The organism is Pseudomonas sp. M47T1 (genome assembly GCF_000263855.1).
Taxonomy (GTDB): Bacteria; Pseudomonadota; Gammaproteobacteria; order Pseudomonadales; family Pseudomonadaceae; genus Aquipseudomonas.
Genome location: NZ_AJWX01000013.1, coordinates 65,060 through 83,805 on the forward strand (window position 1 = coordinate 65,060; position 18,746 = coordinate 83,805).

The following is an 18,746-nucleotide window of genomic DNA, read 5'->3' on the forward strand; positions in this document are numbered from 1 at the left end:
GGCGGCACCGCCTACCGGGAAGGCAGGGTGAACACGAAAACCGTGTGCCCTGCGCGACTGGTGAAGTGGTTGAGCGTGCCGCCCTGGGCGTCCAGGGTGGAGCGGCAGATGGCCAAGCCCATGCCCATGCCCGTGGCTTTCGTGGTGAAGAAGGCGCTGAAGATTTTTTCGTGGTGCTCCACGCTCACGCCCGGCCCCTGATCCTCCACCATCACCACCAACTGGCCGGCCACCGGCACCGTGGACGTGACCCGCAACAGACGCTGCGCCGCGGTGATGGGCGCCATGGCTTCCACGGCGTTGATGATCAGGTTGTACAGCACCTGCTGCAACTGCACGCCATCCACCTGCACTTTCACCCCCGGAGCCTGCAGGGCCACGCACACACGAACCTGTTGTTGCTCGGTCTCCACGGCTGTCAGGCGCAGCACCTGGGTAATCAACTCATCAATGGCCAGCCAGCGACGGCTGGCCGGTTTCTGCCGGGCCAGGCCCTGCAACGCGCGAATGATGTCGGCCGCGCGGCGGCCATCACGAGCAATGTCGCGCAGGCCTTCAAGCGCTTCTTCTACCTGCGGGTCCTGGCGCTGCAACCAGCGCACGCTGGCGCTGGCATTGGTGACGATGGACACCAGCGGCTGGTTGATTTCATGAGCGATGGACGCCGCCAACTCGCCCATGACCATGCTATGGCGCACCTGAGCCAGTTCGTCGCGGGCGCTGCGCAACGCCGCCTCGGTGGCACGTCGCCGGGTGTTTTCGTCCAATACCTGCGCATACAGCCGGGCTGTCTCCAGGGAAATCGCCGCCTGGGCCGCCAGCAACTCGATCATCGCCACCCGCGAATGGCTGAACACACCACTGGCCAGAGAGTTTTCCAGGTACAACAAGCCCATCACCTCACCCTGCTTGAGCAGCGGCAGGCACAGCACCGCCCCGGCCGAATGCACCTGGAAGTAAGGGTCCTCGGCAAAATCGGTATCCTCCCCCGCCTGCTCCAGGGCCACCGTGCGGCCCGTACGCATCACCGTGTACATCAGCGACAACGGCAGCGCGCGGGGAGCCGCGGGCTTGTCCTCCAGGGTGACTGTCACCCCCGCCTCCACCGCTTGCGCGCTGGCCACACTGCGCAGGTCGTCGCCATCGAGCAGAATCAGTGAACCGGTGCGCGCACCCGCATGCACCAGGGTGTTGGCCAGCAGGGTTTCCACCAGCCGCTCAAACACGATTTCCCGCGACAGTGCCTGGGATGCCTTGGTCACTGAGACCAGGTCCAGGTACTGCTGACCGTTGAGCATGTCAATCGAGGCGCGAGCATCCAGCGGCTTGCTGTTGAGGTACAGGTATGCTGCTTCCAGTGCCCGCACCCGGTTCAGCGCACCCCAGCGTTGGTAGGCGTCCCGGGCACTGAGGCGATGGCTACGCGCCGCACTGGGCAGGCCCAGCGCCTGATGGCAATGGGCGGCGCGCTCATGGGCCAGGGCCTGCACGGTCACCCCGCCGGTGGCCGATGCGTGTTCAATGGCCGCTTCCAGCAACCGTAACGCGCGCATCAGGTCACCCTGCAAGCGCGCCACCTCGGCCTCCACCAGCCACTGGCGGTCCAGAAAGCTCTGGGGGTTGAGCTGAGCCCAGCGCCGCAAATCCTGCAAATACCCCTGCAAGGCCTGCACGGCGGCCAGGGGGCTGTGAGCACTGGCCGCCCGCGCCGCCAGGTTGAGCGCCGAATAAAACGCCAAGTCCAGCAACTGCACATGGGCGGCCATGCAGCCCTTGAGGTGCTCGGCGCGCTGCAAGTGCTCATGCGCCGCATCATGGCGACCGAGGGCAAACGCCAGCATGCCGCGGTACAGCCAGTAGAAGAAGCCGATGGGCAGCATGGTGCTGGCGTCAACGCGAGGCTGCAACGATTGCAACGGATCACTGTCCGGCGCCGTGTCGGCGGCACGCAATGAGCGCACGTAGATCTGTTGTATCTGCAACAGCAAGTGGCTGTCGGCAAAGCTCGACGGGTCGGTCAGGGCCATGGCAGCGTCAATGCGCTGTTCCACCTGCTCCAGCGCCTCGCCCATGACCAGCAGCGTGCACACCAAGTGGTGGCAGGCATAACAGCTCAGGGCCACGCGGCCTTCCCGGCGTGCCGCAGCAAGGGCCTGCTCGCCACACGCCAGGGAAAAGGCCAGCGAGCGCGTCCACACACTGACGCGCCCCAGCGCCAGTTGCGTGGTGGCCTGGGTGGCGCCCACCCCCAGGGTCCGCTCCAGGCGCACGGCCAGTTCGGCGTACTCCAGCCCTTCCTGATGGGCGGCGTATTCGTCCGCCAGCAACACGCCGAACCAGGCCAGGCCCGGCACCGACGCCGAGCTGACGCCGTGGCGCACGGTCATCTGCACCATGCGCCCCAACACCTGCAAGGCCAGGTCGCGTTCCACCAGAATGGCGGGAATGATCATCGCCGCCATCAGGTCCAGCGCTGCGGTGATGAACGAGTTGTCTACCGTGTGATGGGCCAGCAAGGCATCGATGGCCCGGCCGCCCAGCGCCTCGCGCACCTGGGCACGAACCCATTGGCTGTCGGCCCGGGCGAACTCGATGCCGAACAGCGCCAGGCCGGCGCGTGCGGTGTGCAGCGCAGCGATGTAACTGTCGGCCACGGACAGCGCGTCGATTTTCAGCACGTACAGGGCCGAGACCTGGGCCAGCGAGTCGACACCGTCCAGCATTGCGTCGATGCAGGCGTGGGCACCGGCATAGTCCGCACTGTTGATCAGGCATTGGGCGTACAGCACATCCACCGCGTAGCCTTGCGCGGCGTCCTGCACCCAGCGCTGGCGCCGCGCCAGGTCCCGGGCGAGGCCCAGGTACTGCAAGGCAAACGGCAGGGTCACGGTATCACTGGCGCGACGCGCGGCCTGCAACAGGGCATCGATGAAAGCGTGCTGATCGGCCGCCTGCAATTGCTCATGAGCACACTGCTGAATGTGCAAGGCTATGCGAAACAGCTGGCCCGGCGCCGGCGTACGGTCCATGGCCTGGATCAGCAGGCGTGCCAGGCGGGTGTGCTGGGCGGCGCGATGATGAGGGGCGATGGCGTGGTAGGCGGTCTCGCGTACCCGGTCATGGCTGAAGCACCAGCCTTCGCCATCACCCAGCAGCAGCCCGGCCTGCACCGCCGGCGCCAGCGCCTGGCTGGCCCGCGCCGGCGCTACCCGGCCCAGCAGCGCCAGTTGCGCAAGGTCGGCGCGGTTGCCGACCAATGCCAGCAAGCCCAGCAACCAGCGCGTGCGCCGCGGCAGGCGGGCCATGCGCGCAACCATCAGGTCCACTACGTTATCGGCCAGCGGGCAGCCCTGCAGGGCGTGATGATCCCAGGTCCAGCCCTGCATGCCAGCCGTGGGCACCAGGCGTTTGTCCTCCAGCAGGGTGCTCACCAATTGCTGAATGAACAGCGGATTGCCGCCACTCTTCTCATGGATCACTGCGGCCAGGGGCAGCAATGCCTCGCCGTCGCTCGCCAGCAGGGCGTTGAGCATGGCCAGCACTGCCCGCCGGTCCAGCGGCGCCAGCGACAGCCGGGTGACGTGGCGAGTCGGTGCTCGGGCGACAACGGCCAGGGGCCCCTGCCAGGCGCCACGGTTCGCCAGTACCAGCAACACATGGGCCAGGGGCGCTGCCACCCACTCATGCACCAGCGCCAAGGTGTGGGCATCGAGCCGTTGCACGTCATCAAAAAACAGCAACAAGGGCGTACCTGGGTTGCCAAACGCAGCGATGAACGCTCGCAGCGCGCCCGGCAGCCGTGTGCCCGCGTCCCCTCGCGCAGGCTCGGTCGAATCCGGCAGCGGCCCGGTCACCAGCTCCAGCTGCGGCACCAGGGCCAGCACCAGCGCAACGTCGTTGCCCAGCGCCGCCAGCAGCCGTTGGCGCCAGTCCGCCAGGCCCTGCGGGTGCTCGCCCAGCAACCGCGACACCAACGCCCGCAGCGCCGTGGACAGCGATGCGTAAGGCATGATCGAGCCGGCATGGTCGAACTTGCCCCCGGCGAACAGGATACTGCCCGCCACCAAGTCTTGGTGCACCTGGCGTACCAGCGCACTTTTGCCGCTGCCTGCCGGACCATCGAGCAGCACCACTTCGCCCTCGCCGCTGACCGCACAGCGCAGCACCCGCTCATGCAGCAGGGCCGATTCACGTTCGCGTCCCGGCAGCCGAGAGGTGCTCAGGTTCAGGTCGGACCCGCCACGGCTACCGGGCTGGAACGGGTGGATGGTGCGAAACTCCGCCCACTGGGCCAGGCATAGGCGCAGGTCGGCGGCCAAGTCGTCGGCACTGGGGTAGCGGTCGGCCGCGCGTTTGGCCAGCAGTTTAAGCACCACGCCCGTCAGCGGCGGCGGCAGCGAAGGACGCAATGCGTCCAGCGACGGTGGTTGCAACGCCACGTGCTGGTGCAGCCACTCCACCGGGTCGTTGCCCTCGAACGGCAGGCGCTCGGTGAGCATTTCATAAAAGCTGACGCCCAGCGAATACAAGTCACTGCGCTCGTCCACGCCCTGCTCCACCCGCCCGCCCTGTTCCGGCGACATGTAGGCAAAGCTGCCGCAGATGGCCTCGGCGGCAGGCGCCGGCGCGTGACGCTGGCAACTGAGGGCGAAAGACATCAGGCGTACCTTGCCGTCCGCCCCTTCAACCAAGTTGCAGGGTTTGATATCACGATGCAGAACGCCAGCCTTGTGCGCCTGCGCCAGTGCCTGGGTAGCGCCAAGGGCTACGCGCAGAAAGCGCAGAATCGACAACCCCTCGCCCATCAGCTCATGCAGGCCACGGCCCTGGCAGTCGTCGAACACCAGCACGGGGCCTTCCGCTGCGCTGATCAGCGCGACCGGGACAATGGCCCAGGCCGGGTTGAGGTGCAGGCGAAAGTCGTACTCCTGGCGCAGACGCCGCGAGCCACCCTCCGAGGGCAACGCCGCCGGCCGCGCAATCAGCCAGTCGCGGGCGGAAATGGGCGAGCGCACGCGGTAGCGCGCCACCTCACCGTCCACCAGCAGCAGGCGCCAACTGAGGTGCTTGAGCCACTGCTCATTGAAGCCGCCCAGTTGCTGACGATAACTGGCCAACTCGCCGGGCAACAGCGGTGGCCGGGTCATGCTGGGCGATCCATGGCCACGGCCAGGGAAGCCAGCAACGCCGACTCACTGAACGGCTTGTGCAGAAACCCGCGCGCACCGCCCGCCAGGGCTCGGGACACCGTGGCCGGGTCGTCGTGGGCCGACATGCAGATCACCGCGATAGGGTCATGGCGGGCCTGCAACTGCTGCTGAACCTCGAAGCCGGACAGGCCCGGCATGCGCACGTCCAGCAGCACGCACGCCGCCTGCCGCGATTGCTCCGAGGCCAGGAACTGTTCGCCGCTGGCAAAGCCTGCACTGTGGTAGCCCAGGGCGCGCAGCAGGTTGGCCAGGCTCTTGCGCACCGAGCCATCGTCATCAACGATGCACACGTGCAGGGGCAGTGCCGAGGCGTCAACCGACATGGGCGCGAACCCCGGCAGGGTCAACGCCGATCTGTTCGCACAAGCGCACCAGCTCCACCAGGGTGGCGGCACGCATCTTGGCCATGACGTGCTTCTTGTGCACCTTGGCCGTGACCTCGCGGGTGCCCAGTGCAGAGGCGATCTGCTTGTTGACCTTACCGTCTATCAACAACCCCAGCACCTGGCGCTCGCGCGGGGTCAGGGTCTGATAGCGGCCGCGCACCTCGCGCGCCTGTGCCTGGGCGGCAAAGCCCTGGCGCGCGCAGCCCAGCGCACGCTCGATGGCGCCCAGCAGCTCGCCTTCGTCGAAGGGCTTGGTGAGGAACTCATGGGCGCCGGCCTTCATGGCCTTCACCGACATGGGAATGGTGCCGTAGCCGGTCATGAAGATGATGGGCAACGCGCTGCCACGCCGCTGCAACTCGCCCTGCAGGTCAAAGCCGGTGCCTGCCTGCAGGTTGACGTCCAGCACCAGGCAGGCCAGGCGCTGCTCGAACGGCGCGGCCAGGAACGCCTCGGCGCTGGCAAACGCCTGTACGGCGATGTCGGCCGAACGCAGCAGCCGCGACAGGGCATCTCGCACGCTGGCCTCGTCATCCACCACGTACACAATGGCTTCAGGGTGCGTGGGGATCACAGCCGCTCGGGCCGGCACGGGGTCGGCCAGCATGTCATGCAGCCCCAGGCGTTCCAGCAAGGCGATCAGCAGGCTGTCCCGGCCACTCGGGGCGGGCGGCGCAGCCTCTGCGTGCGGGGCGTCCAGTACCAGCCGGTAGCCACGGCCCGGTACCGTGCGAATGCGCTCGCGGTCGTTGCCCAAGGCCTTGCGCAGGCTGGAGATATGCACCTGCAGGTTGTTTTCCTCGACCACGACTTCGGGCCACACGTGGGCCAGCAACTGGTCCTTGGTAACCAGTTGGCCGTGGGCTGCGATCAGCCGTTCGAGAATGTCGAACGCCCGGCTGCCAAGTTTGACGGGCTGCCCTGCGCGCGTCATTTCCCGCAGCGCAAGACACACTGTGACATTGCCGATATGAATCATGGGTACCCCGCCATGCCTTTCAAGCGCCTGTCCGTCTTGTCCCTGGCCATGATGCACAGCGTGGGGCCTGGCATCGTCACCGACAATTATCCAGATGGATACCAAGTGCAGCCAGCAAAATCAACCACCACTATTGATAACGCTTCTCACTACGAATATGATGACCTCCTCTTCCCGCGACCGGTGACTGATCGTGAACCCCTGCGCACAGAAACTCGACCTTTACCTGACCCAACGCGCGGCGCTGATCAACTACGCGACAAGCGTGGTCGGTTGCCGCAACCAGGCCGAGCGCCTGGTGCAGGAAGCCTGGTTGCGGTTCGGTGCGCAGGCCGGCGAAACCCGCCTGAGCGGCCTGTTGCGCATCGTGCGAAATCTGGCCCACGCCCAGGCACGCCGCCCATTGCGGCCGGTGGTGGTCGCACAACGTCCGCAGCCGGCACCGCGCTGGATGCAGCGCCTGGCTGGCGCGTTGCTGGGCCTGGCGCCAGCGGTTTGAGCGCTGGCGCTTACCCCAGGTCGCCGCCGCCCACCGGCAAGGTCACCCCGGTGATGTAGGACGCCTCATCCGAGGCCAGGAACAGGATCGCCCCCACCTGCTCGTCCACCGTGCCGTAACGATGCATCAGGCTGGTGTCCAGGGTCTGATCGACAATCTGCTGGTACCACACTTTCTCTTGCTCGCTCTGCTCGGCGCTGTTACGCGGAATGCGCCGTGGCGGTGCTTCGGTGCCGCCCGGGGCGGTGGCGTTGACCCGCACGCCGCGGCCGGCGGTTTCGAAGGCCAGGCAGGCGGTCAGGGCATTCACCCCGCCCTTGGCGGCGCCATAGGGCACGCGGTTGAGGCTGCGGGTGGCGATGGACGAGACGTTGACAATGGCGCCACTGCCCTGCTCCAGCAGGGTTGGCAGCACCGCGTGGCAGCACCACAGTGTGGGGAACAGCGAGCGGCGCACTTCAGCTTCGATCTGTTGTGGCTCGTAGTGCTCGAACGGCTTGGCCCAGATAGTGCCACCCACATTGTTGATCAGGATATCCAGCCGGCCGAAGTGCTGCACGGCGGCTTGCACGGCGCGGGCGCATTCTTCGTATTGCTCGAGGTCGGCGGTCAACACCAGGGGCTTGTTGGGCAGCTGTTCAAGCTCGTAGACGAGCTCGCTGCGGTCCACCAGCACCAGGCGAGCGCCTTCGGCCGCCAGGCGTTGAGCCACACGCAGGCCGATGCCTTGGGCGGCGCCGGTGACCAGCGCGATCTTGTTTTCAAATCGGTTCATCAATCTTCCTCGCGGGCTGCACCCGCCCTGTAGGCGCGCACCGTGTCCGCGCCTACAGGGGTGGAGGCAACCGATAGTGGGTTCACGCCGCGCTGGCGGCGAATTTTTCGAAATAGAAGTTGGCCGGGACGATGCCCTGGTCGCGCAAGTAGGCGCTCACCGCCTCCACCATGGGCGGCGGGCCGCACAGGTAGACGTCCACATCGCCATCGTTCAGGTGCGCAGGCTCTATGTGCTGGGTTACGTAGCCCTTGCGCGGGTAGCTGCTGTCCGGGCTGGCCACGCAGGCGCTGAAGGTAAAGGTGGGGATGCGCGCGGCCAGGTCTTCCAGCCGCGCGGTTTCCACCAGGTCGATGTCGTGGGTCACGCCGTAGATCAGGTGCACCGGGTGCTCGCTGCCCTGCTCGGCAATGCGTTCGAGCATGGCGGTGAACGGTGCCAGGCCCGTACCGCCGGCCAGCAGCAACAGCGGCCGGCGAATGTCGCGCAGGTAAAAGCTGCCCAACGGGCCCGCCAGCGTCATGCTGTCGCCCGCCTTGGCCAACCCGGTGAGGAAGCTGCTCATCAAGCCGCCCGGCACGTTGCGGATCAGAAAGCTGACCTCGCCGTCACGCTGCAAGGAGCTGAAGGAATAGGCCCGGGTGTGCTCGCTGCCCGGCACTTGCAGGTTCACGTACTGGCCCGGCAGAAACGCCAGTTGGCTCAGGGCCTCGCCCTTGATTTTCAAGGCGATGGTGCTGTCGGACAACTGCTGCACCGCGCTGATGGTAGCGTCGTATCTGGACTGCTTGGTCTTGCACACGTCCGAGGACGCCGGTACCCGCACCACGCAGTCACTCTGGGCGCGCATCTGGCAGGTCAGCACGTAGCCTTGCGCCGCTTCTTCCTCGGTCAGGGCGTCGTCGATGTAGTCCTCGCCCAGGTCGTAGCGGCCCGCTTCGGCGAAGCACTTGCAGGTGCCGCACGCACCGTCGCGGCAGTCCAAAGGGATGTTGATGCCCTGGCGATAGGCCGCCTCGGCCACGGTTTCAGCAGCGTTGCTGTCGATGAAACGGGTCACGCCATCTTCGAAATTCAGTGCGATCTTGTAGGTCATGATGGCCGCCTCAAATGTGGTAGACGTCGATGAGCTGACGAACGTAGTCGTTCTTCAGCACCACTTTCTTGGCCTTGATCAGCGGCTGCTCACCCCGGGTATCGAGGGTGTAGAAGCTGGTGCCGAAGTAGCTGTCCACGGTCTTGTAGCGAAAGCTCAGGGTGTGCCAGTTGAAGCGCACCTGGGCCACGCCGTCGCCCTGCTCCAGCACCTCGATGTTGCTGAGGTTGTGCGAGGTGCGGGTGTCGGGAACGCTGGCACTGGAGCGCTCGGTCTTGATGCGGAACACGCGGTCTTCCAGGCCATCGCGGCGGCCGTACCAAATCAGCGAGATCTCGCGTTGCGGGTCTTGGGTCAGCTCATCGTTGTCGTCCCAGCTGGGCATCCAGAAGGTAGCGTCGGGGGCGTACAGCTCCAGCCAGCTGTCCCAGTCCTTGTCGTCCAGGTAGCGGGCTTCGCGGTACAGGAAGTCGCGCACAGCGTCGTAGGTGATGGTCATTGCACCACCTCCACATCGATGCGTTTGGCCTGCTCGGCCTGCAGCGCGTTGATCATGGTTTGCTGCCAATACTTGTGCTGCATCACGAACAAGCCTTCATCTTCGGTGCGCACGCCACTGAGCTGCGGGTGCAGGTCGATTTCCCTGGCCGCCTCATCGGCGCCTTCCACCCAGTGCGCGGCGCCACGGGACATGTCGTTCCAGGCGGTGGTGCTGCCCTGGTAACCCATCTGGCAGGAGCGGAATTCCTCCAGGTCATCGGGGGTGGCCATGCCGCTGACGTTGAAGAAGTCTTCGTACTGACGAATGCGCTGGCTGCGCGCCGCATCGCTCTCGCCCTTGGGCGCAATGCAGTAGATGGTGATTTCGGTGCGGTTGACGTCGATGGGCCGAGCGATGCGGATCTGCGAGCTGAACTGGTCCATGAGGTAGACGTTGGGGTACAGGCACAGGTTACGCGAGTTCTCGATCATCCAGTCGGCACGGGCACTGCCGAACTGCCCGGCCAACTCATCGCGGCGCTCGTACAGGGGGCGGTCTTCGGGATTAGACCAGCGGGTCCAAAGCAGCATGTGGCCCTTGTCGAACGAGTAGAAGCCCCCGCCCTGCTTGGCCCAGCCGCCGGCGCTCATGGTCTTGGCGGCGACCTCGGCTTCGCGCTGCTGGCGTTGCTGCTGGGTGGCGGCGTAGTTCCAGTGCACGGCGCTGACGTGGTAACCATCGGCGCCGTTTTCGGCGGTGAGCTTCCAGTTGCCTTCGTACACGTAGCTGCTGGAGCCGCGCAGCACTTCCAGGCCTTCGGGGGACTGGTCGACGATCATGTCGATGATCTTGGCCGACTCGCCCAGGTGCTCCACCAAGGTCGGTACATCAGCGTTCAGTGAGCCGAACAGGAAGCCGCGGTAGGACTCCAAGCGCGCCACTTTGGTGAGGTCGTGGGAGCCTTCACAGTTGAAGCTCGACGGGTAGCCGGCTTCCTTGGGGTCCTTCACTTTCAGCAGCTTGCCGGAGTTATTGAAGGTCCAGCCGTGAAACGGGCAGGTGTAGGAGGCGCGGTTGCCGGTCTTGTGCCGGCACAGCATGGCGCCGCGGTGGCTGCAGGCGTTGAGGAAGGCGTTGAGCTCGCCGGCTTTGTTGCGGGCGATGAAGATGGGTTGGCGGCCCATCTGCGTGGTGTAGAAGTCATTGACGTTGGGGATCTGGCTTTCGTGGGCCAGGTACAGCCAGTTGCCTTCGAAGATGTGCTTCATCTCCAGCTCGAACAGGCGTGGGTCGGTGAACATCTCCCGCTTGCAGCGGTAGATGCCCTGCTCGCGGTCTTCTTGCAGCAAGGCATTGAGGTACTCGATTCCCAGGGTCATGGCCAGGGCCTCCGTTGTTATTGTGTTCAGGCACCTCCAGCGTACGAGTGGGTCAAGGGTGGCAATAGCCGCTGCGTGCAGACCGCTATCCGTTTTGTGCAAGGCCGTTGCGGCGGCGCTTGAGCGTGTCTGACGGTAACTCGCCAAACTGTTTGCGGTAGCTTTCCGAGAACCGCCCCAGGTGCAGAAAGCCGTAGTCCATGGCCAGTTCAGACAGGCTGCGCACCTTGCAGGTGGGGTCTACCAGGCAGGCATGCACCCGCGCCAGGCGGCGCTGGCGGATGTAGTTGGCCGGCGTTGTGCAGGCGTTGCGCTCAAACAACCCGTAAAGGCTGCGCACGCTGACCTGGGCCAGCCGCGCCAGGGCCTCGCTGCCCAGTTCGTCGCCAAGGTGGTGGTCGATGTAATCGACCACTCGCTCGAAATTCAGCGGTCGCTCGTGGCCCGTCACCGGGTTCACGTTGGTGCGGGTGAGGCTCAACAGCTTGCTGGCGACGATCTGCGTGTAGTGGGCCTGCACCAGCGGTTGCGGCTCGGCCTCCTCGGCCTCCTGGCAGACCATGCCCAGCAGGCTCACCAGGCCGTGCAGGTCGTCCAGGCGGTAGCGGTGTTCGAGGAAGCGCACGCCGCCTTCGGGCAAGGCCCAGTGCTGCTGCTCGCACAGGCCATCGAGCAGGCGCACCGGTACCTTGACGATGAACTTCTCGCAGTCAGCCGAGTAGGTCAGGTCCACCGGGTCGTCGGGGTTGATCAACAGCAATTCACCCGGCGCCAGGTAGTGCTCGTCACGGCCGCGACGCCACAGGCAATGGCCCTGCAACAGCACTTGCAGGTGAAAGAAGCGTTCCAGGGCCGGCGACACCACGCGCACGGCGGCGCCGTAACCGATGCGGCACAGGTCCAGTTCGGCGAACGAGCGATGGCTCAGGTGTGCCAGCGGGCGGCTGGCACGGGGCAGTTGAATGCAGTGGCTGCCCACATGCTGGTTGACGTACACAGACACCGCATGGGGGTCGGCCTGGGTGAAAACCTCACTGCGCTGGCCCAGTAAAGGCGTGTGCATGGCTGGTCACTCTGATTGTTTTTATACGTGCGGTTATCTTCGCCCTTTGCGCCCTCGGGCGCCAATAGGGTCGAGATCTGGTGCCATACCTGCCGGGTATGGTAGCGCGGCTTGTTAGTCCCTTATTTAGAAACAATCATTCTCCATTTAAGCCAATTGTTCCTTTTATCAAGCCTACGTAAAGTGGCCTCCATACCGCGTACCCCACAACCACGGGTAGCGGTCCACCACTGACATTATCTTGAAGGAACAACACCATGACCCTGCGCAAAGCCCTGACCACCACCCTGCTAGCCCTCTGCGTCAACAACGCCTTCGCTGCCGACACCGGCGCCGAGCATCAGACTCAGGCCTTTCTGAATGCCTTGAATGCCGGCGGTGGCACACCACTGGAACAACTGAGCCCCAAGGATGCCCGGGCGGTACTGACCGGCGCGCAGAACTCGGTGAAAGTCGACCTGTCGGGCACCGAGGTCAGCAACAAGACCATCCAGGCGAATGGCCAGGCCATCAAGCTGACCATCGTGCGCCCTGCCAAGGTCAAGGGTGACTTGCCGGTGTTCATGTTCTTCCACGGCGGCGGCTGGGTGCTGGGCGACTACCCCACCCATGCCCGCCTGATCCATGACCTGGTGGTGGGCTCTGGCGCGGTGGCGGTGTACGTGGACTACACGCCTTCACCGGAAGCCCATTACCCCACCGCCATCAACCAGGCCTACGCCGCGACTCGCTGGGTGGCCGAGCATGGCAAGCAGATCGGCGTGGACAGCCAGCGCCTGGCTGTGGCCGGCAACAGCGTGGGCGGCAACATGGCTGCGGTGGTCAGCCTGATGGCGAAGGAACAGGGCACGCCGAAACTGCGCTTCCAGTTGCTGCTGTGGCCGGTGACCGACGCCAGCTTCGACACCGCCTCCTATCAACAGTATGCCGAAGGTCATTTCCTGACCAAAAACATGATGGCCTGGTTCTGGGACAGCTACACCACCGACGCGGCGCAACGCGCCGAGATCCATGCCTCGCCGTTGCGTGCCAGCCTGGAACAACTCAAGGGCCTGCCACCGGCGCTGGTACAGACCGCCGGGCTTGATGTGCTGCGTGACGAAGGCGAGGCCTATGCCCGTAAACTGGATGCCGCCGGGGTTGAAGTGACCGCCGTACGCTACAACGGCATGATCCATGACTACGGCCTGCTCAACCCGTTGAGCAACATCCCCGAAGTCAAGGCTGCGCTGCGCCAGGCGGCTCAGGAGCTGAAGGTTCACCTGAACTGACGCCCGTAGCAGCAACTGTCCTGCGTCAGAAATAACAGGAGCTGCCAACAGGCTGCGAAGGCCCGCACCGCGGGCCTGTTTTCGGCATGACACCGCCGAAGGTCCTGCGGACCTTTTCGCAGCGTTCGGCAGCGCCTAAAGGGCCAGCCGGCCGCGCAGGCACCACAACGGAAACGGCAAGGTCACGATCAGCAACAGCCACAACAGCGCGTACACTGAATCCACGCCTTCGTTCTGCAAATTGACGAATAACTTCACCGGGATGCCCTGGGGGAAGTAGGCGAACACCATGACAATGCCAAACTCACCGATCACCCGCGCCCAAACGATGGCCAGGCCGTTGGCAAGGCTGCGCCGCGCCAGCGGCAAGGTAACGCGGCGAAACACCTGGGCCGGGGCATCGCCCAGGCTGCGGGCGGCCTCCTCCAGCACCCGGGGTACCTGTTCGAAGGCATTGCGGGCGCACAGCACGTAATACGCCAGGCCGCCGTACACCTGGGCCAGCACAAAGGCCGGCGGGTTGTTGTTAAGGCTGACGCCCACATGACCCAGCCACTCACCAATACTGCCGTAAGGCCCATAAGCACCGACCAGCACGATGCCCATGGCCAACGGCGGGGTCAACAGCGACAGCAACACCAAGGTCTGGGCCGCGGACTTCGCCCGCGAACCGGTGCGCGCCAGCCAGAACGCCAAGGGCGTGCCCAACACGACAATCACCAGCATCGACACGGCGGTCAGCCCCAGCGACACCGCCACCGCCGTCCAATCACCATATGCCAGCTGCCAATGCCGCCAACCCGTCGCCTGGATCAACGCCAGCATCGGCACCACCAGTACCAGCAGCGCGGGCAGGCCCAGCCACGCCAGGCGCCCACGGTTCATGTCGTCACAGCGCCGGGCCCTTGGGCTGGCCGTAGCCATTGGCCTTGAACAGCGCCTGGCCGTCTGCCGATTGCAGGTAGCTGACAAACGCCTTGGCACGGGCCGGGTCCGGGGCGTTTTTCAGCACGGCGGCGTAGAACACCAACGGCTGCGGGGTGACCACCTGGGCCGCGCCGTCCTTGCCGGGCAGGCTCAGGCTGACCGTGTCATACCAGTCGTGGGCAAACCCGGGGTTGCTGAGGTTGATCTCGTCCGGCAGCGCAATGTAGGGCAGCTTCGCCGACAGCGTCGCGCTTTCATAACCCGAGGCGGCGTCCACCTGCCCCAACTCCAGGCGAGTCAGCAGGCCGCCTTCGCCAAACACCTGCTCGGGGTTCTGCTCGGCACCCAGCACCGCCCTGGCCAGGCCTGGCTGGTGGTAGTACTTTTCAGCCAGGCGCAGGGTAAAAATGATGTTCTGCCCTTGCGGGTCGGTGGCGGCATCCGTGCGCCCAAAGCGCAAGCCCGGGCTTTGCAGCACCTGCCACCAAGGCTGGGCAGCCGCCCCGTTCTGGGCGGCTGCCTGCAAGGCGCCGGCAAAGCGGCTTTTGGGGTTGTAGGCAATCACCATGCGCGTGCTGGCCACCGGCACGGCCTGGTCCACCAGCCCGGCCTGCTTGAGCACGTCGATAGGGCCCGGGGTAATGGACACAAACACGTCGGCCAGCACCTTCTTCGACGCCAGCAACCGCGCCATTCCATAGGCACCCTGGCCCTGCCCCTGATAGGCCACGTGTTCGCGCTGAGCGAAACCGGGCCCCAGGGCCTTGTCCATGACCACGCCCATGGAACCGGCGTACGCCACCTGGATCTTGTCCTCGGCATGGGCCGCCAACGCGCAGCCCATGGCCAGGCCGGTGAACAGCCACTGAACGGTCTTTCTCGACATGCACACGCGCCCCCAAGCGCTATTTACGGTGTTATATAGCGCCGATGATATCGGGGTTTGTGCGGCTTGGGCAGGCACCCGTACTCAGGCGATGGGAACCAGCGGGTCTGCGGCGGCCCAGGCGGCGTCACGATCGGCCGCCGGTGGGTAGATCCACACGGTGTTGATCTGGGTCTTCAGGGCCTTGGCCTCTTCGCGCACCAGTTTCACCTGGCGGTCCCAGCCTTCGGTGTACACCGCGCCCCAGGCGCCCAGGTCAAGGCAGGTCACGTACTTGGGCTGGCGGTATGGCAGGGGCTCGACACCCAGCACCTGGGCCGCCACGTTGTGACCGCTGAAACGGCCGAGCATGATCGCGTGCTGACAGGTCATCAGCGCGTGGTTGCCCAGCTCGTCGGTGGCGGCATGGGCCACGTCACCCGTGGCGTAAATGTCGTGCTGACCAATGACCTTGAGGTTGACATCCACGTGCAGGCGCCCCAGGCCGTCACGCTCGCCGGGCACCTGGGCCGTCAGGCCGTGGGCGCGCACACCGGTGGTCCAGATGACTGTATGAGCCTCGATGCACTGGCCATCTTCCAGGGTCACACCTTGCGCATCCACGGCCACCACCGATGACTGCAACCGCCAGCTCACCCCCAGCGCGTCGCTGGCCTGGGCAATGGATTCGGCGATTTCGGCGCCCATGGAGGCGCCTACCTGCGCGCCGCGATCGACAATGATGACGTCGATGTTGGCCTGTTCACCGAGGATGGCCCGCAGCCGCCCCGGCATCTGCGTGGCGGTCTCGATACCGGTGAAACCGCCACCGGCGACGACCACGGTGTTGCGCCCACGGCTCTCGGGCTGCCGGGCCAAGGCTTTCAGGTGGTTTTCCAGGCGCACGGCCTGCTCGATCTGGTCCACGTCAAAGGCATGTTCGGCAACGCCGGGCGCGCCGGGCAGCGCCAGGCCACTGCCGGTGGCCAACACCAGTTTGTCGTAGCGGCAGACCTGGCTGGCACCGAAAGCATCGGTGTAGCGCACGCACTTGGCGGCCACATCGATGGCTTGCGCGGCGCCCTTGATGAAGTCCACGTCCACGGCGGCCAGCAGGTCGCCAATGGGCGCCGCCAGGCGGTGGGCGTCCGGCTCATAGAAGCGCGGGCGAATGCGCAGCTCGGCCTGGGGGGCAAGCACGCTTACACGGGTGTCGCGGTGACCATGCTGGTTGAACAGGCGGGTGGCGCCCAGGGCCGTCCACAGGCCACCGAAGCCAGCGCCGAGAATCAGGATGTGCTGTTTCATGTGTCGCTCCACGAGGAGAGGTGCCGATCGATGGCGCCTCAATAACTACGACTATATTGGTCGTAGTTAATTTTGACAAGCGACCTCTCATCGAATGGGTTGCTTTGCCTCTGGGCGATAGTCAGCGCTAGAATGGCGACTTATTCAGTCGGAGATTCCCATGTCGCTCTACAGCGCGGGTGTTGAATACGGCATCCATTGCCTGATTTTCCTGGTCGGCGCCGGTGGCGACAGCCGCGAGGCCAGCGTGCGCGACTTGGCACAGCTGCAAGGCGTGCCTCAGGATTACCTGGCAAAAATCTTTACCAAACTGGCCAAGGCGCACCTGGTGGTGGCGACTGAAGGTGTGCGCGGGGGCTTCCGCCTCGCCAGGCCGGCCGATGAGGTCAGCCTGCTGGACGTGGTCAACGCCATCGACGGGCGCAAGTCGATTTTTGATTGCCGGGAAATTCGTGGCCGCTGCGCGCTGTTCGACGGCGCCCCGCCCGCCTGGGCCCTGGACGGCCCGTGTGCGGTGCATGGCGCCATGCAAACCGCGCAGCAACGCATGGAGCAAGCGCTGGCGCAACAGACCATCCTCGACCTGTCACGCCGCGTAGCGCGCAAGGCGCCGGCCGAGTTTGGCAGCCAGGTGGACGACTGGATGGAAGGCCGCCGCGACCGCAAGATCCAGACCACGAACCTGTAGTCCGTGTAGCCGCCGCCCTGGGCTGCGCGGATCTTGGCATGCGCTGTAGATCTTCAGCGAGGCTGATGCCCAGCGCAGCGTTCGGCAGCCGCTACCCGCTTGTCACACCCGGAACCGGCGCAACACCCCGTCCAACTGCTGGCTCAGGGCCTTGAGCTGCACGCTGGCGGTGTTGGACTGCTCGGCGGCCAGCGCCGCGCTGCGTGACAGTTCGGCGGCCTGGGTGACGTTCTGGTTGATATCCTCCACCACGTGGGACTGCTGCAGGGTGGCGCTGGCAATGGATGCATTCAGACCGTTGAGTTTATTCAGTGCCTGACTGATCGACGTCAGGCTGCGCCCGGCCAGGTTGGCCTGTTCAATGGTCAGGTGCGAGGCGCGGCTGCTGTCGCCGATCACTTTCACCGCAGCGTCGGAATGACGTTGCAGGCGTTCGATCATGCCCTGGATCTCCGCGGTCGATTTCTGCGTGCGCTGGGCCAGCAGCCGCACTTCGTCGGCCACCACGGCAAAGCCACGGCCCTGCTCCCCCGCCCGGGCGGCCTCGATGGCGGCGTTGAGGGCCAGCAGGTTGGTCTGTTCGGCAATGGAACTGATGACGTCCAGCACGCTGCCGATCTGTGTGCTTTCGCTGGCCAACGTGCGGATGACCTCGACCGCCTGGTCAATGGTGCCGGACAACTGGTCGATCTGCCGCAGGCTGCCGTCGATATTGGCCTGGCCGCGCTGCGCCTCGGATTCGGCATCGCGCATTTCGCTGGCGGCATGCTCGGCGTTCTTCGCCACGTCCTGCACACCGTAGGTCACCTGGTTGACCGCCGTGGCCACCAACTCCATTTGCTGGGACTGTTGCTGGCTGCGTGCCTGGGCCTGGTCGGCATCCACGCCCAACTCGCCCGACGCCTGGCCCAGCCGCGTGGCGGACTGCTGCAACTCGCTGACCACCTGGCGCAGGGTGGCCACAAAGGCATTGAAATGCCGGGCCAGTTGCGTGACTTCGTCGCTGCCCTGCTCTTCCAGGCGCCGGGTCAGGTCACTGTCGCCGCTGGCGATGTTGGCCATGGCCTGCACTGCGGCGTTCAACGGCTGGATGATGCTGCGGGCAATCAGGGTCAGCAGCGCGGCCATGATCAGGATAATGCCCACGGTGATTGCGCTGGCTTTCAGCACCTGTTGATGGAACTCGGCCTCCACGTCATCCACGTACACGCCCGAACCGATGATCCAGCCCCAAGGCGCGAACAGGCTGATGTAAGAGGTCTTTTCCACCGGCTCGCTGGCGCCGGGCTTGGGCCAGCGGTAATTGACCATGCCCGCGCCCTGGGCCTTGGCCACCTTGACCATGGCGTTGAACACCTCGACACCGTCCGGGTCTTTCACCTGGGACAGGTCCTGGCCCACCAGCTTGGGGTTGGCCGGGTGCATGATCATCACCGGCCGCAGGTCGTTTATCCAGAAGTAGTCGGTCTGGTTGTAGCGCAGGCCGCGAATTGCCTCCATGGCCTGGGCCTGGGCCTGCTCGCGGGTCAGTGTGCCGGCGGTCTCCAGGCCGTGGTAGTAGGCCAGCAGGCCGCTGGCGGTCTGCACCACGTGCATGGTTTTCTGCGCCTTGGCGTCGTACAGGTCGTCGTGTATCTGCTTGACCATCGCCGCGGCCATCGCGCACAGCATCAACGCCGCGACGATCAGGATCAGCCACAAACGCCCGCTGATCGATAGATTGCGCATTTTCATGTCCGCTACTCCGTGCCTTGCTCTTGTTATTAGCAAGGCATCGGCATGGGTGGAGTGAACTGAAGGGCAGTACCGGTAAACGGCA

The 18,746-nt window shown here is 65.3% G+C and carries 15 protein-coding genes; 3 read left to right on the forward strand and 12 right to left on the reverse strand.

The features are described 5' to 3' along the window. Positions 1-11 precede the first annotated feature (11 nt). From PMM47T1_RS15025 to PMM47T1_RS29115, 3 genes are read right to left on the reverse strand one after another with little or no spacing between them, the layout of a single operon-like run. Entirely contained in the window at positions 12-5,147 is a 5,136-nt protein-coding gene (locus tag PMM47T1_RS15025; protein ID WP_008370299.1) for a trifunctional serine/threonine-protein kinase/ATP-binding protein/sensor histidine kinase, read from the reverse strand. Then, entirely contained in the window at positions 5,144-5,533 is a 390-nt protein-coding gene (locus PMM47T1_RS15030) for a response regulator transcription factor (RefSeq protein ID WP_008370301.1), read from the reverse strand. The genes PMM47T1_RS15025 and PMM47T1_RS15030 overlap by 4 nt, the downstream gene beginning before the upstream one ends. After that, a complete protein-coding gene (locus PMM47T1_RS29115) occupies positions 5,523-6,575 on the reverse strand; it encodes a response regulator (protein WP_008370302.1) in 1,053 nt (350 codons plus the stop codon). The genes PMM47T1_RS15030 and PMM47T1_RS29115 overlap by 11 nt, the downstream gene beginning before the upstream one ends. Positions 6,576-6,768: 193 nt before the next feature. Between PMM47T1_RS29115 and PMM47T1_RS28690 the strand changes: the two genes are divergently transcribed. Then, a complete protein-coding gene (locus PMM47T1_RS28690) occupies positions 6,769-7,074 on the forward strand; it encodes an ECF family RNA polymerase sigma factor (protein ID WP_008370304.1) in 306 nt (101 codons plus the stop codon). A gap of 10 nt (positions 7,075-7,084) precedes the next feature. On the opposite strand, the gene PMM47T1_RS15045 is transcribed toward PMM47T1_RS28690, so the two are convergent. From PMM47T1_RS15045 to PMM47T1_RS15065, 5 genes are all read right to left on the reverse strand, one after another. Further along, a complete protein-coding gene (locus PMM47T1_RS15045) occupies positions 7,085-7,849 on the reverse strand; it encodes a 1,6-dihydroxycyclohexa-2,4-diene-1-carboxylate dehydrogenase (RefSeq protein WP_008370306.1) in 765 nt (254 codons plus the stop codon). An 82-nt stretch (positions 7,850-7,931) separates the two neighbouring features. After that, positions 7,932-8,945, reverse strand: coding sequence for a benzoate 1,2-dioxygenase electron transfer component BenC (gene benC / locus PMM47T1_RS15050; protein ID WP_008370308.1), 1,014 nt, complete (start codon positions 8,943-8,945; stop codon positions 7,932-7,934). Positions 8,946-8,955: 10 nt separating this feature from the next. Then, positions 8,956-9,444, reverse strand: a complete 489-nt coding sequence (benB, locus tag PMM47T1_RS15055) for a benzoate 1,2-dioxygenase small subunit (protein ID WP_008370310.1) — start codon at positions 9,442-9,444, stop codon at positions 8,956-8,958. Beyond that, positions 9,441-10,805 carry a benzoate 1,2-dioxygenase large subunit gene (gene benA, locus PMM47T1_RS15060; protein WP_008370311.1) on the reverse strand — a complete coding sequence of 455 codons (1,365 nt, stop codon included), beginning with the start codon at positions 10,803-10,805 and terminating at the stop codon, positions 9,441-9,443. The genes benB and benA overlap by 4 nt, the downstream gene beginning before the upstream one ends. Positions 10,806-10,890: 85 nt before the next feature. Continuing rightward, positions 10,891-11,868 (reverse strand): AraC family transcriptional regulator, encoded by a 978-nt coding sequence (locus PMM47T1_RS15065; RefSeq protein WP_008370314.1) that lies wholly within the window; start codon positions 11,866-11,868, stop codon positions 10,891-10,893. Between the two features lie 257 nt (positions 11,869-12,125). On the opposite strand from PMM47T1_RS15065, the gene PMM47T1_RS15070 reads away from it, so the two are divergent. Beyond that, positions 12,126-13,139 (forward strand): alpha/beta hydrolase, encoded by a 1,014-nt coding sequence (locus PMM47T1_RS15070; RefSeq protein WP_008370316.1) that lies wholly within the window; start codon positions 12,126-12,128, stop codon positions 13,137-13,139. Positions 13,140-13,274: 135 nt separating this feature from the next. On the opposite strand, the gene PMM47T1_RS15075 is transcribed toward PMM47T1_RS15070, so the two are convergent. The 3 genes from PMM47T1_RS15075 to PMM47T1_RS15085 form a co-directional block, all read right to left on the reverse strand. Then, a complete protein-coding gene (locus tag PMM47T1_RS15075) occupies positions 13,275-14,024 on the reverse strand; it encodes a molybdate ABC transporter permease subunit (protein WP_008370318.1) in 750 nt (249 codons plus the stop codon). A gap of 4 nt (positions 14,025-14,028) precedes the next feature. Further along, complete coding sequence (locus PMM47T1_RS15080) at positions 14,029-14,952, reverse strand: extracellular solute-binding protein (RefSeq protein WP_008370320.1); 924 nt, start codon at positions 14,950-14,952, stop codon at positions 14,029-14,031. An 84-nt stretch (positions 14,953-15,036) separates the two neighbouring features. Further along, positions 15,037-16,239, reverse strand: coding sequence for an NAD(P)/FAD-dependent oxidoreductase (locus PMM47T1_RS15085; protein WP_008370322.1), 1,203 nt, complete (start codon positions 16,237-16,239; stop codon positions 15,037-15,039). Positions 16,240-16,399: 160 nt separating this feature from the next. Here PMM47T1_RS15085 and PMM47T1_RS15090 point away from each other — a divergent pair, with 160 nt between their 5' ends. Continuing rightward, on the forward strand, positions 16,400-16,927 hold the full coding sequence (locus PMM47T1_RS15090) for an RrF2 family transcriptional regulator (RefSeq protein WP_008370323.1): 528 nt from the start codon (positions 16,400-16,402) through the stop codon (positions 16,925-16,927). Between the two features lie 102 nt (positions 16,928-17,029). On the opposite strand, the gene PMM47T1_RS15095 is transcribed toward PMM47T1_RS15090, so the two are convergent. Further along, a complete protein-coding gene (locus PMM47T1_RS15095; RefSeq protein ID WP_008370325.1) occupies positions 17,030-18,661 on the reverse strand; it encodes a methyl-accepting chemotaxis protein in 1,632 nt (543 codons plus the stop codon). Positions 18,662-18,746 lie beyond the last annotated feature (85 nt).

What these genes read in the sequence shown, in the direction of transcription:
- PMM47T1_RS15025 (WP_008370299.1), bottom strand. Translation starts at nt 5,147, where the DNA reads ATGACCCGGCCACCGCTGTTGCCCGGCGAGTTGGCCAGTTATCGTCAG.
- PMM47T1_RS15030 (WP_008370301.1), bottom strand. Translation starts at nt 5,533, where the DNA reads ATGTCGGTTGACGCCTCGGCACTGCCCCTGCACGTGTGCATCGTTGAT.
- PMM47T1_RS29115 (WP_008370302.1), bottom strand. Translation starts at nt 6,575, where the DNA reads ATGATTCATATCGGCAATGTCACAGTGTGTCTTGCGCTGCGGGAAATG.
- PMM47T1_RS15045 (WP_008370306.1), bottom strand. Translation starts at nt 7,849, where the DNA reads ATGAACCGATTTGAAAACAAGATCGCGCTGGTCACCGGCGCCGCCCAA.
- benC (WP_008370308.1), bottom strand. Translation starts at nt 8,945, where the DNA reads ATGACCTACAAGATCGCACTGAATTTCGAAGATGGCGTGACCCGTTTC.
- benB (WP_008370310.1), bottom strand. Translation starts at nt 9,444, where the DNA reads ATGACCATCACCTACGACGCTGTGCGCGACTTCCTGTACCGCGAAGCC.
- benA (WP_008370311.1), bottom strand. Translation starts at nt 10,805, where the DNA reads ATGACCCTGGGAATCGAGTACCTCAATGCCTTGCTGCAAGAAGACCGC.
- PMM47T1_RS15065 (WP_008370314.1), bottom strand. Translation starts at nt 11,868, where the DNA reads ATGCACACGCCTTTACTGGGCCAGCGCAGTGAGGTTTTCACCCAGGCC.
- PMM47T1_RS15070 (WP_008370316.1), top strand. Translation starts at nt 12,126, where the DNA reads ATGACCCTGCGCAAAGCCCTGACCACCACCCTGCTAGCCCTCTGCGTC.
- PMM47T1_RS15075 (WP_008370318.1), bottom strand. Translation starts at nt 14,024, where the DNA reads ATGAACCGTGGGCGCCTGGCGTGGCTGGGCCTGCCCGCGCTGCTGGTA.
- PMM47T1_RS15080 (WP_008370320.1), bottom strand. Translation starts at nt 14,952, where the DNA reads ATGTCGAGAAAGACCGTTCAGTGGCTGTTCACCGGCCTGGCCATGGGC.
- PMM47T1_RS15085 (WP_008370322.1), bottom strand. Translation starts at nt 16,239, where the DNA reads ATGAAACAGCACATCCTGATTCTCGGCGCTGGCTTCGGTGGCCTGTGG.
- PMM47T1_RS15090 (WP_008370323.1), top strand. Translation starts at nt 16,400, where the DNA reads ATGTCGCTCTACAGCGCGGGTGTTGAATACGGCATCCATTGCCTGATT.
- PMM47T1_RS15095 (WP_008370325.1), bottom strand. Translation starts at nt 18,661, where the DNA reads ATGAAAATGCGCAATCTATCGATCAGCGGGCGTTTGTGGCTGATCCTG.